This is a genomic window from Paenirhodobacter sp. (genome assembly GCF_047600745.1).
Lineage (GTDB): Bacteria > Pseudomonadota > Alphaproteobacteria > Rhodobacterales > Rhodobacteraceae > Rhodobacter.
The window spans coordinates 824,483-840,821 of the sequence record NZ_JASGKI010000004.1 but is presented as its reverse complement, the minus strand read 5'-3'; the positions used below and the strand labels follow the sequence as shown (position 1 = coordinate 840,821).

The window sequence follows — 16,339 nt, the reverse complement described above, 5'->3', positions numbered from 1 at the left end:
CAATGACCGAAGCCCTGCAAGAACTGGCCGCCCATATCGCCGGGAAGCGCCCGAACGACGTGATCTCGACCGAGATCGCCTTCGGCGAGCTTTGCGTGACGATCACGCCTTCCTCGGTGAAGGAATTCACCGAATGGCTGCGCGATGACGCGAATTGCAAGTTCTCCACCCTGATCGACCTGACCGCCGTGGATTATCCGCAGCGGCCGCAGCGGTTCGATGTGGTCTGGCTCTACCTGTCGATGTGGCGCAACCAGCGCATCCGGATCAAGGCCGCCGTGCGCGAGGAGGAAATGGTTCCCTCGATCACCTCGGTCTTCCCGGTGGCGAACTGGTATGAGCGCGAGGTCTTCGACATGTTCGGGATCATCTTCTCGGGCCATCCGGACCTGCGGCGGATCCTGACCGATTACGGCTTCCGCGGCTATCCGCTGCGCAAGGATTTCCCGACCACCGGATACACCGAAGTCCGCTATGACGAAGTGCTCAAGCGCGTCGTCTACGAACCGGTCAGCCTGACGCAGGAATACCGGCAGTTCGATTTCCTGTCGCCTTGGGAAGGTGCGCATTATGTGCTGCCCGGCGACGAGAAGGCGGGGGCGAAGTGATGGCCGCCGTCCAGACCGGAACCTGCCTTTGCGGCGATTGCAGCTTCACCGCGCGTCCGAAAGCGGATGCGGGTGTCTGCCATTGCGCGATGTGCCGGAAATGGTCGGGCGGCATCTATATCTCGGTTGAAAGCGAAACCCCGCTGGAATTCGCCGCGGGGGCGCCGATCCGCATCTATCCGTCGAGCGAATGGGGCGAGCGGCTGTTCTGCGGCCATTGCGGCAGCAGCCTGGCCTGGCGCACCCGGGATGGGGCGGCGACCCATGTTTCGATCCAGTGTTTCGCGGACCCCGCGCAATTCAACCTGACACAGCAGATCTACATCGACTGCAAACCCGGCAACTACGCGCTCGCGAACACGACGCAGACCATGACCGAAGCCGAAGTCCTGGCGATGGTCATGCCCACGGAGGGGAACGCATGATGGACGGCGACATCCGGCAGAACCACTATGACGACGGCTCGGACGACATCCTGACCGGCGAACAGCAGATCCGCAATTTCAACATCAACTTCGGGCCGCAGCACCCTGCGGCGCACGGGGTGTTGCGTCTGGTGCTGGAGCTTGACGGCGAGATCGTCGAGCGGGTGGACCCGCATATCGGCCTGCTGCACCGCGGCACCGAGAAGCTGATGGAAAGCCGCACCTATCTGCAAAACACGCCCTATTTCGACCGGCTCGACTATGTGGCGCCGATGAACCAGGAACATGCCTGGTGTCTGGCCATCGAGCGGCTGACGGGCACGGCGGTGCCGAAGCGGGCGCAGATCATCCGCGTGCTGTATTGCGAGATCGGGCGGATCCTGAACCACCTGATGAACGTCACCACGCAGGCGATGGACGTCGGTGCGCTCACCCCGCCGCTGTGGGGGTTCGAGGAGCGCGAAAAGCTGATGATCTTCTACGAACGGGCCTGTGGCGCGCGGTTGCACGCGAACTACTTCCGTCCGGGCGGGGTGCATCAGGATCTGCCGCCGGCGCTGATCGACGATATCGACGAGTGGGCTGCCGGCTATCATGTGTTCTGCGATGACCTCGAAACGCTGCTGACCGAGAATCGGATCTTCAAGCAGCGCAACGTGGACATCTGCATCATCACCGAGCGCGAGATCGCGCGGTGGGGCTATTCCGGGGTGATGGTGCGCGGCTCGGGCTTTGCCTGGGATCTGCGGCGTTCGCAACCCTATGAATGCTATGATGAATTCGATTTCAACATCTGCGTCGGCAAGAACGGCGACTGCTACGACCGCTATCTGGTGCGGGTGGCGGAGATGCGGGAGTCGATCAAGATCATCCGTCAGGCCTGCGCCAAGCTGCGCGAGGTCAAGGGCGATGTTCTGGCGCGCGGCAAGATGACGCCGCCGACGCGCGGCGACATGAAGCGCAACATGGAAAGCCTGATCCATCACTTCAAGCTCTATACCGAGGGCTTCCACGTCCCGGCGGGCGAGGTCTATGCCGCCGTCGAGGCGCCGAAGGGCGAATTCGGCGTGTTCCTGGTGGCCGACGGCACCAACAAGCCCTATCGGGCAAAGATCCGCGCGCCGGGTTACGCCCATCTGCAATCCATGGATGAGGTCGCGAAGGGCTATCAGCTCGCCGACATCTCCGCCATCATCGGCACGCTCGACATCGTGTTCGGGGAGGTTGACCGCTAATGCTGCGCCGTCTGTATCACGAACAACCGGCATCCTTCGCCTTCACGCCCGCCAATCTGGAATGGGCGCAGGCGCAGATCACGAAATATCCGGTGGGGCGTCAGGCCTCGGCGATCATTCCGCTGCTGTTCCGCGCGCAGGAGCAGGAGGGCTGGCTGTCGAAGCCCGCGATCGAATATGTCGCCGACATGCTCGACATGCCCTATATCCGGGCGCTGGAAGTGGCGACATTCTACTTCATGTTCCAGTTGCAACCCGTTGGTTCCGTTGCGCATCTTCAGATCTGCGGCACGACGTCGTGCATGATCTGCGGGGCCGAGGACCTGATCGCGGTCTGCAAGAAGAAGATCGCTCCGCATGCGTTTGAACTGTCGGCGGATGGCAAGTTTTCGTGGGAAGAGGTGGAGTGCCTGGGCGCCTGCACCAACGCCCCGATGGCGGCGATTGGCAAGGATTTCTACGAAGACCTGTCCGAGGAAAGCCTGTCGAAGCTGATCGACGACATGGCTGCGGGGCAGGTGCCGCGTCCGGGTTCGCGGATCGGGCGGTTCTCGTCCGAACGCGCGGGGGAGCAGGTCGCGCTTCTGGAGACGAAGGGCGACAAGGAAGAATTCAACGGCACCGTCGGGCTGGCGGTCGCGATCGGCGACACGATCAAGCGGATCGACGGCACCGAGGTTCCGCTGCGTGCGCCGTGGCAGATGTCGGGGCAACGCGCGCCGATCGGCATCATGGGCACCGAGCGGCCGAAGTCGGCAGTGCAGCAGGCCGCCGCGGCGAAGCCCGCCGCGGGCAAGCCGGTCGATGCGACGGGCGTGACCGTGCAGGAAGCCGTGGTCGCCGACAAGGGCAAGCCCGAGGCCACCGGCACCGCGCCGGGCGGCATCGCCGAGGCGGCGCCGGGCCAGAAGGTCGCGGAGCCCGTGCTGGCGGGGACGCAACCCGCCGGGCTGGCGGCGCCGCGCGACAACAAGGCCGATGATCTGAAGACGATCGAGGGTATCGGCCCGGTTCTGGAAGAGCAGCTGAACGCGTGGGGCATCTTCCACTTCGACCAGATTGCGGCCTGGGGCCCGGAAGAGGTTCTGTTCGCCGACGAGAACGTGCCGGGGTTCAAGGGCCGCTGCTCGCGCGACAAATGGGTCGCGCAGGCGAAGATCATCGTCGAGGAGGGTCTTTCGGCCTTTCTCGAACGCGCCAAGACCAACGACTATTGACGGGCGGCGAGAGGGCTAGAAGATGCTGAAGGATCAGGACCGGATCTTTACCAACCTCTACGGGATGCACGACCGCTCGCTCAAGGGTGCGATGCTGCGCGGCCATTGGGATGGCACGGCGGGCATTCTGGCGAATGGCCGCGACTGGATCATCGAACAGGTCAAGGCCTCGGGGCTGCGCGGCCGTGGCGGCGCGGGCTTCCCGACCGGGTTGAAGTGGTCGTTCATGCCGAAGGCGATCCCCGATGGCCGTCCGGCTTTCCTGGTGATTAACGCCGACGAATCCGAACCCGCGACCTGCAAGGACCGCGAAATCATGCGCCACGATCCGCATACGCTGATCGAAGGCGCGCTGATCGCCGGTGTCGCGATGGGGGCGAGCGCCGCCTATATCTACATCCGGGGCGAATACATCCGCGAGAAGGAGGCCCTTCAGGCCGCCATCGACGAATGCTATGAGGCCGGGCTGATCGGCAAGAACGCCTGCAAGTCGGGCTATGATTATGACGTCTACCTGCACCACGGGGCGGGCGCCTATATCTGCGGCGAGGAAACCGCGCTGATCGAGAAGCCTTGAGGGCAAGAAGGGGATGCCGCGGATGAAGCCGCCGTTCCCGGCGGGCTCGGGGCTCTATGGCTGCCCGACGACGGTGAACAACGTTAAATCCATCGCCGTGGTGCCGACGATCCTGCGCCGGGGCGCGGAGTGGTATGCCTCCTTCGGGCGCCCGAACAACACCGGCGTGAAGCTGTTCGCGATGTCGGGCCATATCAACACGCCCTGCGTCATCGAGGAATCCATGTCGATCTCGATGAAGGAACTGATCGAGAAATACGGTGGCGGCGTGCGCGGCGGCTGGAAGAACCTCAAGGCGGTGATCCCGGGCGGCGCGTCCTGTCCGATCCTGCCGGCGGCGCTGTGCGAAGACGCGATCATGGATTACGACGGGATGCGGGAGCTGAAATCCAGCTTCGGCACTGCCTGCATGATCGTGATGGATCAGTCCACCGATGTCATCAAGGCGATCTGGCGGCTGTCGAAATTCTTCAAGCATGAAAGCTGCGGCCAGTGCACGCCCTGCCGCGAAGGTACCGGCTGGATGATGCGGGTGATGGACCGTCTGGTCACCGGCGAGGCCGAGATCGAAGAGATCGACATGCTGTTCAACGTGACGAAGCAGGTCGAGGGACACACGATCTGCGCGCTCGGCGATGCGGCGGCCTGGCCGATCCAGGGTCTGATCCGGCATTACCGCGAGGAGATCGAGGACCGGATCAAGGCCCGCAAGACCGGGCGCATGGGGGCGATGGCGGCGGAATAACCCACGCGTTTCCCCTCATTGGCACGCTGGCCCTGACGGGTTGTGTCGCGGCGGCTCCGGTCGTTGCGCCGGTCGCGGGCTATGCGGTCACGCGCGAGGGGGATGCGCTGTCGGTGCGCCGCACCGCGGTGCCCTTCCACTATTCCGACGGGGCCGAAGCGCGGCGCGCGGCGGATCGTTTCTGTGGGGGCAGGGTGAAATCTTCGCCCGAAGACACTTACCGGGCTGGCGCCTGGATCTATCCGCGGGGCTGTGCATGACCCCGCAACCGAAATTCCGTGCGGGCGCGGCCCGTGGTGAACACCCGGCGGGCGTGCCCGTCTTGGCAAAAGAGCAGGTCTGATCATGTCGAACCTTCGCAAAATCATCATTGACGGCCATGAGGTCGAGGTGGATCCGAACCTGACCCTCATTCAGGCCTGCGAACAGGCCGGGATCGAGGTGCCACGTTTCTGCTATCACGAACGTCTGTCGATCGCGGGCAACTGCCGGATGTGTCTGGTGGAGGTTGTCGGCGGCCCGCCGAAGCCCACCGCCTCCTGCGCGATGCAGATCAAGGATCTGCGCCCCGGTCCGAACGGCGAGCCCTCGGTGATCAAGACCAATTCGCCGATGGTGAAGAAGGCCCGCGAAGGGGTGATGGAGTTCCTGCTCATCAACCACCCGCTGGATTGCCCGATCTGCGACCAGGGCGGCGAATGCGATCTTCAGGATCAGGCGATGGCCTATGGGGTGGATTTCAGCCGTTACCGCGAGGCGAAGCGCGCGTCGGAGAACCTGAACCTCGGGCCGCTGGTCTCGACCTGCATGACGCGCTGCATCTCCTGCACCCGCTGCGTGCGCTTCACGACCGAGGTCGCCGGGATCACCCAGATGGGCCAGACCGGGCGCGGTGAGGATGCGGAGATCACCTCCTATCTGAACATGACGCTCGACAGCAACATGCAGGGTAACATCATCGACCTGTGCCCGGTCGGCGCGCTGACCTCGAAGCCCTATGCCTTCACCGCGCGGCCGTGGGAGTTGACGAAGACCGAGAAGCATCGACGTGATGGATGCGCTTGGCTCCAACATCCGGGTCGATACAAAGGGTCGCGAAGTGATGCGGATCCTGCCGCGCAACAATGACGCGGTGAATGAAGAGTGGATTTCCGACAAGACCCGCTTCATCTGGGACGGGCTGCGCCGGCAGCGGCTGGACACGCCCTATATCCGGGAAAACGGTCGTCTGCGGAAGGCGGGCTGGGGCGAGGCGCTGGCCGCCGCCGCGGCTGCGCTGAAGGGCAGGAAGGTGCTGGGGCTCGCGGGCGATCTGGCTCCGGTCGAAGCGGTTTTCGCGCTGAAGCAGCTGGTCGAAGGGCTGGGCGGTTCGGTCGAATGCCGCACCGATGGCGCGCGTCTGCCGGTGGGGAACCGCTCGGCCTATGTCGGGTCGGCGGCGATTGCGGACGTTGATACCGCGAAGGCGATCTATCTGATCGGCACCAACCCGCGCAACGAGGCGCCGGTGCTGAACGCGCGGATCCGCAAGGCTTGGGGACTCGGGGCGAGGGTTACGCTGGTCGGTCCGGAGGTCGATCTGACCTATGATTACGCCTATGCGGGCAATGACCGTGCTGCGCTGGCCGACCTGCTGGCCGGGGCCGAGGCGACCGAGGGCGCGCTGGTCATCGTCGGGCAGGGCGCGGTTTGCGAAGCCGATGGCGAGGCGGTGATCGCGCATGCGATGGCACTGGCCGAGAAGCTGGGCGGCAAATACCTGATGCTGCACACGGCGGCGGGCCGGGTCGGTGCGATGGATGTCGGCGCGGTGACCGAAGGCGGGGTGAATGCCGCGGTCGAAGGCGTCGAGGTGATTTACAATCTGGGCGCGGATGAGGTGGAGATCACCCCGCGTTCCGAGGGCGGTCCCTTTGTGATCTATCAGGGCAGCCATGGCGACCGTGGCGCGAACCGGGCGGACATCATCCTGCCGGGTGCGGCCTATACCGAGGAAAACGGCCTGTTCGTCAACACCGAAGGCCGTCCGCAACTGGCCTTCCGTGCCGGTTTCGCGCCGGGCGAGGCGAAGGAGAACTGGGCGATCCTGCGGGCGCTGTCGGCGGAGCTCGGGGCCACGCAGCCTTGGGATACGCTGGCCGGTCTGCGCCGGGCGCTGGTCGCGGCGGTGCCGCATCTGGCGCAGGTGGATCAGGTGGTCGAGAACGGCTGGACCCCGGTCGCGCTGCGTGACATGGGCAAGGCGACCTTCCGCCCGGCGATCCGCGATTTCTACTTCACCAACCCGATCGCGCGGGCGTCGGTGGTGATGGCGGAATGCTCGGCGCTGGCCAAGGCCCGTGCGGCTGGCCCGGCGATGGCGGCGGAGTGAGCGGATGGCGCTGAGCCCGGCATATGTGCGGATCGCTTCCGGCCTTCTGGCCGGGCTGGCGGCCTGCGCGCCGGTCGAGGCGGCGCCCGAGATTTCCTATCAGGGGATCGAGACGCGGATGCTGGACGAAACGCTGGTCGAGTTCCGGCTGGCGCTGAAAGGGGCGGCGGATGATGCGGCGGTGCGGGACTATGCCGCCTGTGCCGCGGCGCGCTACGCGCTGATCCACGATCACGCCTATGTCCGGCCGATCCGGATGACGACGGCCCGCAGTTTCGGCACCTGGCGCGCCGATGCGGTCTACATGATTTCGCGCGAGCGACCGGCGGGGGGCAACCCCGCTGCCGCCCGCATCACGGTCGACGCCTGCGCGGCCAAGGGAATACCGACGGTATGAAGATGCGGTTGAGAATAGAGCGGTCAGAGGAACAAAATGGCTGAGTTTCTGGCAACACCACTGGGCACATTCCTGCTGATCCTGGGCCAATGTCTGTTGGTCACGGTCTGCATTCTGGTGTGCCTTGCGTTCCTGATGTATGCCGACCGCAAGGTCTGGGCGGCGGTGCAGATCCGCCGCGGCCCGAACGTGGTCGGCCCCTTTGGCCTGATGCAGAGTTTCGCCGACTTCCTGAAATACATCGTCAAGGAAGTGGTGGTTCCGGCGGGCGCTGACAAGGCCGTCTATTTCATCGCGCCGATGCTGAGCTTCATCCTGCCGGTGATTGCCTGGGCGGTGATCCCGTTCAACACGGGCTGGGTGATTTCGGACCTGAACGTCGCGATCCTCTATATCTTCGCGGTCTCGTCGCTCGAAGTCTATGGCGTGATCATGGGCGGCTGGGCGTCGAACTCGAAATATCCGTTCCTCGGTTCGCTGCGCTCCGCCGCGCAGATGATTTCCTACGAAGTGTCGATCGGCCTGATCATCATCGGGGTGATCCTCTCGACCGGCTCGATGAATTTCGGCGCGATCGTCGAGGCGCAGAACACGAATTACGGCCTGCTCGGCTGGTATTGGCTGCCGCATCTGCCGATGGTTGTGCTGTTCTTCGTCTCGGCGCTGGCTGAAACCAACCGCCCGCCGTTCGACCTTCCGGAAGCGGAATCCGAACTGGTCGCTGGCTATCAGGTCGAATATTCCTCGACGCCGTTCCTGCTGTTTATGATTGGCGAGTTGATGGCCGTCGTGCTGATGTGCGCTCTGATCTCGCTGCTGTTCTTCGGCGGCTGGCTGAGCCCGATCCCGGGGCTGCCGGATGGCCTGCTGTGGCTGATCATCAAGATGGCGCTGTGCTTCTTCATGTTCGCGATGGTCAAGGCGATCGTGCCGCGCTACCGCTACGACCAGTTGATGCGGATCGGCTGGAAGGTGTTCCTGCCGCTGTCGCTGGCCTGGGTGGTGCTGGTGGCGTTCCTTGCAAAATTCGAAGTGTTCGGCGCCTTCTGGGCCCGCTTCACGATGGGAGGCTGAGATCATGGCGTTCGATTACGGCCGCGCGGCGAAATACTTCGTCCTGTGGGACTTCATGAAGGGTTTCGGCATCGGCATGCGGTATTTCTTCAAGCCGAAGCCGACGATCAACTATCCGCATGAGAAGGGGCCGCTGTCGCCCCGCTTCCGTGGCGAACATGCGCTGCGCCGCTATCCGAACGGCGAGGAGCGCTGTATCGCGTGCAAGCTGTGCGAGGCGATCTGCCCGGCGCAGGCGATCACCATCGACGCCGAGCCGCGCGAGGACGGGTCGCGCCGGACCACGCGTTATGACATCGACATGACGAAGTGCATCTATTGCGGCTATTGCCAGGAGGCCTGCCCGGTCGATGCCATCGTCGAAGGCCCGAACTTCGAATATGCCACCGAAACGCGCGAGGAGCTGTTCTACGACAAGGCCCGGCTGCTCGACAACGGCGCGCGTTGGGAGGCCGAAATTGCCCGCAACATCGAACTGGATGCACCCTACAGATGAGCGAGGATTTCTCGAAACTGTTCAGCGCGATGATGGAGCAGGGGACCGAGATGGCCCGCCTGTTCAATCCCGCATTGGAGCGTTTCAGCCCTGTCGGTTTTGAAAAATTCATTCCCACCATGTCGAAGGACATGATGGAGATGTGGTTCGGCAGAACCTTCAACCGTGAGGGGCTCGATGCCCGCACGCGGCTTCTGATCACCATCGCGGCGCTGACGGTTCTGGGCGCGCAGGCGGATGCGCAGTTGCGGCTGACGATCCGCCATGCGCTGGAGGCTGGCGCCTCGCAGCGCGAGATCGCCGAGGTGATCTTCCAGATGAGCATGTTCGGCGGGGTGCCCGCCATGACCCGGGCGCTGGAAATCGCGCAGTCGGTCTTTGACGAGAAATCGGGGGAAAACACATGATCGTGTTTGCATTCTACCTCTTCGCCGTGGTCGCGGCGTTGGCGGGCTTCATGGTGGTGATGTCCAAGAACCCCGTGCATTCCGTGCTGTGGCTGATCCTGACCTTCCTGTCGGCTTCGGGGCTGTTCGTGCTGCTGGGCGCGGAATTCGTCGCGATGCTGCTGATCATCGTCTATGTCGGCGCGGTGGCGGTTCTGTTCCTCTTCGTGGTGATGATGCTCGACGTCGATTTCGCCGCGCTGAAGGGGGAACTGGTGCGCTACATGCCGCTTGGCCTGCTGATGGCGGTGGTGCTGCTGATGCAGCTTGGCATCGGTTTCGGCGGCTGGCACGCGGCCGAGGGGTCGGCGGCGCTGCACAAGGTTCCGGTGGTCGAGGGGGTGCATAACACCAAGGCGATCGGCCTCGTGCTCTTTGACCAATACCTTTACCTCTTCGAGGCGGCGGGGCTGATCCTGCTGGTTGCGATGATCGGGGCGATCCTGCTGACGCTGCGGCACCGGACGGATGTGAAGCGGCAGAACGTGATCGCGCAGATGCACCGCGATCCGAAGAAGGCGCTGGAACTGGTCGATGTGAAGCCGGGGCAGGGGCTGTGATGAATAGCGCAAGCCGGGATGCCAGCGCTGCCGTGCGGCTGGCGGCAAGAATGAACAAAGCGATGAAAACGCGAGGGACCGACGATGATCGGACTTGAACATTACCTGGGTGTGGCGGCCGTTCTGTTCGTCACCGGCATCTTCGGGATCTTCGTCAACCGGAAGAACGTCATCGTCATCCTGATGTCGATCGAACTGATCCTGCTGGCGGTGAACATCAACCTGGTGGCCTTCTCCAGCTTCGCGGGTGATCTCGTGGGGCAGATCTTCACCATGTTCGTGCTCACCGTGGCGGCCGCGGAGGCGGCGATCGGTCTGGCGATCCTCGTGGTGTTCTTCCGCAACCGCGGCTCCATCGCGGTGGACGACGTGAACGTGATGAAGGGGTAAGGGCGCATGGAAACGGTCATTCTTCTGGCGCCCCTTGTCGGGGCCCTCATCGGCGGCTTCGGCTGGCGGGTGATCGGCGAGAAGGGCGCGATGGTGCTGTGCACCGCGCTGCTGTTCCTCGTCTGCGCGCTGAGCTGGATCGTGTTTCTGGGGTTCGACGGCGTTACCCGGCACATCCATCTGCTCGACTTCATCCAGTCCGGCACGCTCGATCTGAGCTGGGGCATCCGGATCGACCGGCTGACCGCGATCATGCTGATCGTCGTCACCTCGGTCTCGGCGCTCGTGCATCTGTATAGCTTCGGCTACATGGCGCATGATCCGGCCTGGGATCACCACGAGCATTACAAGGCGCGGTTCTTCGCCTATCTGTCGCTCTTCACCTTCATGATGCTGTCGCTGGTGACGGCGGACAACCTGTTCCAGATGTTCTTCGGCTGGGAAGGTGTGGGTCTGGCCTCCTACCTGCTGATCGGCTTCTACTACAAGAAGCAGTCGGCCGGCGCTGCCTCGATCAAGGCTTTCGTGGTCAACCGGGTGGGGGACTTCGGCTTCCTTCTGGGCATGTTCGCGATCTACTATCTGGTCGGTTCGCTGAAGTTCGACGACATCTTCGCCTGGGTTCCGGCGCATACCGATGCCACGCTGCATTTCCTGTGGCGGGACTGGAACGCGGTGAACCTGATCGGCTTCCTGCTCTTTATCGGCGCGATGGGGAAATCGGCGCAGCTTCTGCTGCACACCTGGCTGCCGGACGCGATGGAAGGGCCGACGCCGGTCTCCGCGCTGATCCACGCCGCGACCATGGTGACCGCCGGTGTCGTGCTGGTCAGCCGGATGTCGCCGCTTTATGAATATGCGGCGGAGACGAAGCTGTTCATCATCTATCTCGGCGCCACCACCGCCTTCTTCGCGGCAACGGTCGGCCTCGTGCAGAACGACATCAAGCGCGTCATCGCCTATTCGACCTGTTCGCAGCTCGGCTACATGTTCGTGGCGGCGGGGTCGGGCGTCTATTCGGTCGCGATGTTCCACCTGCTGACCCACGCCTTCTTCAAGGCGATGCTGTTCCTCGGCGCGGGGTCGGTGATCCATGCGATGCACCACGAGCAGGACATGCGCAACTACGGCAACCTGCGCAAGAAGATCCCGCTGACCTATTGGGCGATGATGATCGGCACGCTGGCGATCACCGGTGTCGGCATTCCGCTGACCCATATCGGCTTCGCGGGCTTCCTGTCGAAGGATGCGGTGATCGAAAGCGCCTATGCCTCGGGCGTCGGCTATGCCTTCTGGATGCTGGTCATCGCGGCGGCCTTCACCTCCTTCTACTCCTGGCGCCTGATTTTCATGACCTTCTACGGCAAGGAACGCGGCGATCATCACACGCATGAACATGCGCATGAAAGCCCGCCGGTCATGCTGATCCCGCTTGGCGTTCTGGCGCTTGGCGCGGTGTTCTCGGGGATGCTGTGGTATAACAGCTTCTTCGGCGATCATGCGAAGGTGCTGAGCTTCTTCGGCATGCCGGAGCATCACGCCGAAGCGTCCGAATCCCATGGCGAAGCGGTGGCCGAACCGGCCCATGGCACGGATGCCGTCCATGCCCCGCTCGGCGCGATCTTCATGGGTCCGGGCGAAGAGGTGATGGAGCATGCCCACCACGCACCCGCCTGGGTGAAGGTTTCGCCCTTCATCGCCATGCTGCTCGGCCTCGCGGTTTCCTGGCTGTTCTACATCAAGGACACCACGCTGCCCGTGCGCCTGGCCAAGGCGCAGCCCGGCCTCTACAAGTTCCTGCTGAACAAGTGGTATTTCGACGAACTCTATAACGTGGTCTTCGTCAAACCCGCCCAATGTCTCGGCAAGCTGCTGTGGAAGAAGGGCGACGGCGGCACGATCGACGGCGCGATCAACGGGGTCGCGATGGGCATCGTGCCCAGCCTGACCCGGCTCGCGGGCCGGATGCAGTCCGGCTATCTCTTCCACTACGCATTCGCGATGGTCGTCGGCATCGTTGCGCTGATGTTCTGGGTCGTTCTGACCGGGGGTTCTCACTAATGGAAAACCTGCTTTCCATCATCACCTTCGTCCCCCTGGTGGCGGCGGCGATCCTGGCGCTGGTGCAGCGCGGGGGCTCGCCGACGGCGGATCGCGGCGCGAAATGGTTCGCGCTGACGGCGACCACGGTCACCTTCCTGATCTCGCTCTTCCTGCTGGCGGGGTTCGATCCCTCGAACCCGGGGTTCCAGTTCGTCGAGGACCATGAATGGATCATGGGCCTGCGCTACAAGATGGGCGTCGACGGGATTTCGATCCTGTTTGTGCTGCTGACCACCTTCCTGATGCCGCTGACCATCGCCTCGGCCTGGGATGTGGACAAGCGCGTCAAGGAATACATGATCGCCTTCCTCGTGCTCGAAGGGCTGATGATCGGCGTGTTCACCGCGCTCGACCTGGTGCTATTCTACCTGTTCTTCGAAGCGGGTCTGATCCCGATGTTCCTGATCATCGGTATCTGGGGCGGCAAGGACCGGATCTACGCCTCGTTCAAGTTCTTCCTCTACACCTTCCTCGGCTCGGTGCTGATGCTGGTGGCGATGATCTGGATGTATACGTTCGCGGGCACCACCGACATTCCGACGCTGATGGTGACGAAATTCCCGACGGATACCTTCTCGGTCCTCGGCATCCATATCATCGGCGGCATGCAAACGCTGCTGTTCCTCGCCTTCTTCGCCTCCTTCGCGGTGAAGATGCCGATGTGGCCGGTGCATACCTGGCTCCCCGATGCGCACGTTCAGGCGCCGACGGCGGCTTCGGTCCTGCTGGCGGCGGTGATGCTGAAAATGGGGGGCTACGGCTTCCTGCGCTTCTCGCTGCCGATGTTCCCGGTGGGCTCCTGGGTGATGACGGATGTGGTGTTCTGGATGTCGGCGATCGCCATCGTCTACACCTCGCTCGTCGCGCTGGTGCAGGAAGATATGAAGAAGCTGATCGCCTATTCCTCGGTCGCGCACATGGGCTATGTGACGATGGGGATCTTCGCGGGCAACCAGCTCGGCATCGACGGCGCGATCTTCCAGATGCTGTCGCACGGCTTCGTGTCGGGCGCGCTCTTCCTCTGTGTCGGCGTGATCTATGACCGGATGCACACGCGGGAGATCGCGGCCTATGGCGGCCTCGTGAACCGGATGCCGCGTTACGCGCTGATCTTCATGTTCTTCACCATGGCGAACGTCGGCCTTCCGGGCACCTCGGGCTTCGTCGGTGAATTCCTGACGCTGATGGGGGTGTTCCAGGTCAACACCTGGATCGCGCTGGTCGCCACCTCGGGGGTGATCTTCTCGGCCTCCTATGCGCTGTGGCTCTATCGTCGGGTGATCTTCGGCGAACTGGTCAAGGAAAGCCTGAAGACCATTTCCGACATGACCGCGCGCGAAAAGGCGATCTTCGCCCCGCTCGTTGCGATGACGCTGATCCTCGGCATATGCCCCTGGATCGTCACCGATCTGATCGGGCCTTCGGTGGCCCAGCTTGTCCAGAACTACCACGCCAGCCTGCCCGCCGTTGCGGCCGTGGCCGGTCACTGAGGGAGAAAAGACGATGACTTCTGCGGATTTCTCCACGGTCCTGCCGGAGTTCGTGCTGGCCATCTATGCGATGGCGGCACTTCTCTTCGGCGTCTGGACCGGTAAGGACAAGGTGGCGGGGCCGATCCTGTGGGCGACGGTGGCGGTGCTGCTGCTCGTCGGGCTCTGGATCGGGACGGGCGGCGGATCGCGGGTGGCCTTCGGCGGGCTGTTCATCGACGATGCCTTTGCCCGTTTCGCCAAGGTGCTGGCGCTGGTCTCCTCGGCCGCCGTTCTGGCGATGAGTTCCGATTACATGCAGCGGCGCGGGTTGCTGCGGTTCGAGTTCCCGATCCTGATCGTGCTGGCGGTGATCGGCATGATGATGATGGTTTCGGCGGGCGACCTGATGGCGCTCTACCTCGGCCTCGAACTGATGTCGCTGGCGCTGTATGTCGTCGCCGCGCTGCGTCGGGATTCGGAACGCTCTTCTGAAGCCGGTCTGAAATATTTCGTGCTGGGCTCGCTCAGCTCGGGCCTGCTGCTCTATGGCGCCTCGCTGACCTACGGCTTTGCCGGGACGACGAATTTCGCGGGCATCATCACCGTGGTCAAGGACGGCCATCTGCCGGTGGGCGTGCTCTTCGGTCTGGTGTTCATGATCGCCGGTCTGGCGTTCAAGGTTTCGGCGGTGCCGTTCCACATGTGGACGCCCGACGTCTACGAAGGGTCGCCGACGCCGGTCACCGCCTTCTTCGCCACCGCGCCGAAAGTGGCCGCGATGGGGCTGATCGCGCGGCTGATGTTTGACGCCTTCGGCAATGTCACTGGGGATTGGGGGCAGGTGATCGCGCTGATCGCGCTGCTGTCGATGTTCCTCGGCGCCGTCGCCGGGATCGGTCAGCGCAACATCAAGCGGCTGATGGCCTATTCCTCGATCGCGCATATGGGCTTCGCGCTCCTTGGCCTGCTTGCGGGCAATGCGGCGGGGGTCGAGGCGACGCTGATCTACATGACGATCTATGTGGTGATGAACGTCGGCGTCTTCGCCTTCATCCTGTCGATGGAGCGGGACGGCAAGCCGGTGACCGACATCACCGCGCTGAACATGCTCTCGAAGACCGAGCCGGTGAAGGCGCTGGCGCTCCTGGTGATCTTCTTCTCGCTGGCCGGTGTGCCGCCGATGCTGGGCTTCTTCGCGAAATTCGCGGTGATCCGGTCGGCGCTGTTCGCGGGCTATAGCTGGGTGGCGGTGCTGGGCGTCGTTGCCTCGGTGATCGCGGCCTTCTACTACCTGCGCGTCGTCTACTACATGTATTTCGGCGCGGAATCGGAGCCGCTCGACACCCGGATGCCGATGGTGCAATGGCTGCTGCTGGTGGCTTCGGCGGTGATCATGGTGGCGGGTGCGGTGAACCTGTTCGGGATCGAGGGCGCCGCGCAGGCGGCGGCTGCGGCCCTTGTCCACTGATCTGACGCTTTGGCCCGAGGGCGTGGCACGCCACGTTCTCGGGTCGGTTGACAGCACGATGTCCGAAGCGGCCCGTCTGGCCCCGCATCTCGCGGGGCCTGCTTGGATTCTGGCGCTGGAGCAGACGTCGGGTCGCGGGCGGCGCGGCCGGGCATGGCAAATGCCTGCGGGCAATTTCTCGGCGACGCTGCTGTTCCGGCCGAAGGTCGCGCTGCCGGAGGCCGCGCTTTATACCTTCGTGTCCTCTCTGGCGCTCGACGAGGCGTTGTCGCAGATCGCCGGGCCACATGCGCGGCTGTCGATCAAATGGCCCAATGACGTGCTGCTGAACGGCGGGAAGATCGCGGGGATCCTGCTCGAAACCGCGGGCAAGGGCGGGGTACCGACGCATCTTGCCATTGGCATCGGGGTCAACCTGGTGGCTGCGCCGCCTGCGTCCCTGGTCGAGCCCGGCGCCGTGCGCCCGGTCAGCCTGGCTGACGAAACCGGGATCCGGATCCCGCCCGAGGATTTTTTGCCACCGCTCGCCATGGCCTTCGACCGATGGGCGCGGCAATATGAAACCTACGGCTTCGCCCCGATCCGGGAGGCATGGCTCGCCCGCGCCGCGCGGCTTGGCGAACGGCTGATCGCCCGCACCGGCAGCGAAAGCCACGAGGGCATTTTCGAGACGATCGACCAGACCGGCGCGATGATCCTGCGCACGGCCGAGGGTCCGCGCGCCATCGCGGCGGCGGATGTGTTCTTCTGAGGGG

At 63.8% G+C, this 16,339-nt stretch carries 14 protein-coding genes and 2 pseudogenes; all 16 read left to right on the top strand.

What is annotated here, in order from left to right:
• Nucleotides 1-2 precede the first annotated feature (2 nt).
• A complete protein-coding gene (locus QM789_RS12780) occupies nt 3-608 on the top strand; it encodes an NADH-quinone oxidoreductase subunit C (protein WP_420352268.1) in 606 nt (201 codons plus the stop codon).
• Complete coding sequence (locus QM789_RS12775) at nt 608-1,033, top strand: GFA family protein (protein ID WP_420352267.1); 426 nt, start codon at nt 608-610, stop codon at nt 1,031-1,033. The genes QM789_RS12780 and QM789_RS12775 overlap by 1 nt, the downstream gene beginning before the upstream one ends.
• Nucleotides 1,030-2,268 carry an NADH-quinone oxidoreductase subunit D gene (locus QM789_RS12770; RefSeq protein ID WP_420352266.1) on the top strand — a complete coding sequence of 413 codons (1,239 nt, stop codon included), beginning with the start codon at nt 1,030-1,032 and terminating at the stop codon, nt 2,266-2,268. Before QM789_RS12775 ends, QM789_RS12770 begins: the two co-directional genes overlap by 4 nt.
• The gene (locus QM789_RS12765) at nt 2,268-3,485 is read left to right on the top strand and encodes an NADH-quinone oxidoreductase subunit E (RefSeq protein WP_420352265.1); all 1,218 of its coding nucleotides are present in this window, start codon (nt 2,268-2,270) and stop codon (nt 3,483-3,485) included. The genes QM789_RS12770 and QM789_RS12765 overlap by 1 nt, the downstream gene beginning before the upstream one ends.
• 22 nt (nt 3,486-3,507) lie before the next feature.
• A pseudogene (gene nuoF, locus QM789_RS12760) lies at nt 3,508-4,807 on the top strand (NADH-quinone oxidoreductase subunit NuoF).
• A gap of 345 nt (nt 4,808-5,152) precedes the next feature.
• A pseudogene (gene nuoG / locus QM789_RS12755) lies at nt 5,153-7,178 on the top strand (NADH-quinone oxidoreductase subunit NuoG).
• A gap of 4 nt (nt 7,179-7,182) precedes the next feature.
• Nucleotides 7,183-7,575, top strand: a complete 393-nt coding sequence (locus QM789_RS12750; RefSeq protein WP_420352264.1) for a hypothetical protein — start codon at nt 7,183-7,185, stop codon at nt 7,573-7,575.
• 36 nt (nt 7,576-7,611) lie between these two features.
• Complete coding sequence (gene nuoH / locus QM789_RS12745) at nt 7,612-8,649, top strand: NADH-quinone oxidoreductase subunit NuoH (protein WP_420352263.1); 1,038 nt, start codon at nt 7,612-7,614, stop codon at nt 8,647-8,649.
• Nucleotides 8,650-8,653: 4 nt separating this feature from the next.
• Nucleotides 8,654-9,145, top strand: a complete 492-nt coding sequence (gene nuoI / locus QM789_RS12740) for an NADH-quinone oxidoreductase subunit NuoI (protein WP_420352262.1) — start codon at nt 8,654-8,656, stop codon at nt 9,143-9,145.
• Nucleotides 9,142-9,552: a carboxymuconolactone decarboxylase family protein gene (locus tag QM789_RS12735; protein ID WP_420352261.1), complete on the top strand. Its 411-nt coding sequence runs from the start codon at nt 9,142-9,144 to the stop codon at nt 9,550-9,552. Before nuoI ends, QM789_RS12735 begins: the two co-directional genes overlap by 4 nt.
• Complete coding sequence (locus tag QM789_RS12730) at nt 9,549-10,151, top strand: NADH-quinone oxidoreductase subunit J (RefSeq protein WP_420352260.1); 603 nt, start codon at nt 9,549-9,551, stop codon at nt 10,149-10,151. Before QM789_RS12735 ends, QM789_RS12730 begins: the two co-directional genes overlap by 4 nt.
• 84 nt (nt 10,152-10,235) lie before the next feature.
• Nucleotides 10,236-10,541 (top strand): NADH-quinone oxidoreductase subunit NuoK, encoded by a 306-nt coding sequence (gene nuoK / locus QM789_RS12725; RefSeq protein WP_420352259.1) that lies wholly within the window; start codon nt 10,236-10,238, stop codon nt 10,539-10,541.
• A gap of 6 nt (nt 10,542-10,547) precedes the next feature.
• Complete coding sequence (nuoL, locus tag QM789_RS12720) at nt 10,548-12,602, top strand: NADH-quinone oxidoreductase subunit L (RefSeq protein ID WP_420352258.1); 2,055 nt, start codon at nt 10,548-10,550, stop codon at nt 12,600-12,602.
• Entirely contained in the window at nt 12,602-14,134 is a 1,533-nt protein-coding gene (locus QM789_RS12715; protein ID WP_420352257.1) for an NADH-quinone oxidoreductase subunit M, read from the top strand. Before nuoL ends, QM789_RS12715 begins: the two co-directional genes overlap by 1 nt.
• A gap of 13 nt (nt 14,135-14,147) precedes the next feature.
• Nucleotides 14,148-15,584: an NADH-quinone oxidoreductase subunit NuoN gene (gene nuoN / locus QM789_RS12710; RefSeq protein ID WP_420352256.1), complete on the top strand. Its 1,437-nt coding sequence runs from the start codon at nt 14,148-14,150 to the stop codon at nt 15,582-15,584.
• Nucleotides 15,574-16,335: a biotin--[acetyl-CoA-carboxylase] ligase gene (locus QM789_RS12705; protein ID WP_420352255.1), complete on the top strand. Its 762-nt coding sequence runs from the start codon at nt 15,574-15,576 to the stop codon at nt 16,333-16,335. Before nuoN ends, QM789_RS12705 begins: the two co-directional genes overlap by 11 nt.
• Nucleotides 16,336-16,339: the final 4 nt, after the last annotated feature.

Coding starts and splice junctions, on each gene's coding strand:
- QM789_RS12780 (WP_420352268.1), top strand. CDS start 3: ATGACCGAAGCCCTGCAAGAACTGGCCGCCCATATCGCCGGGAAGCGC.
- QM789_RS12775 (WP_420352267.1), top strand. CDS start 608: ATGGCCGCCGTCCAGACCGGAACCTGCCTTTGCGGCGATTGCAGCTTC.
- QM789_RS12770 (WP_420352266.1), top strand. CDS start 1,030: ATGATGGACGGCGACATCCGGCAGAACCACTATGACGACGGCTCGGAC.
- QM789_RS12765 (WP_420352265.1), top strand. CDS start 2,268: ATGCTGCGCCGTCTGTATCACGAACAACCGGCATCCTTCGCCTTCACG.
- QM789_RS12750 (WP_420352264.1), top strand. CDS start 7,183: ATGGCGCTGAGCCCGGCATATGTGCGGATCGCTTCCGGCCTTCTGGCC.
- nuoH (WP_420352263.1), top strand. CDS start 7,612: ATGGCTGAGTTTCTGGCAACACCACTGGGCACATTCCTGCTGATCCTG.
- nuoI (WP_420352262.1), top strand. CDS start 8,654: ATGGCGTTCGATTACGGCCGCGCGGCGAAATACTTCGTCCTGTGGGAC.
- QM789_RS12735 (WP_420352261.1), top strand. CDS start 9,142: ATGAGCGAGGATTTCTCGAAACTGTTCAGCGCGATGATGGAGCAGGGG.
- QM789_RS12730 (WP_420352260.1), top strand. CDS start 9,549: ATGATCGTGTTTGCATTCTACCTCTTCGCCGTGGTCGCGGCGTTGGCG.
- nuoK (WP_420352259.1), top strand. CDS start 10,236: ATGATCGGACTTGAACATTACCTGGGTGTGGCGGCCGTTCTGTTCGTC.
- nuoL (WP_420352258.1), top strand. CDS start 10,548: ATGGAAACGGTCATTCTTCTGGCGCCCCTTGTCGGGGCCCTCATCGGC.
- QM789_RS12715 (WP_420352257.1), top strand. CDS start 12,602: ATGGAAAACCTGCTTTCCATCATCACCTTCGTCCCCCTGGTGGCGGCG.
- nuoN (WP_420352256.1), top strand. CDS start 14,148: ATGACTTCTGCGGATTTCTCCACGGTCCTGCCGGAGTTCGTGCTGGCC.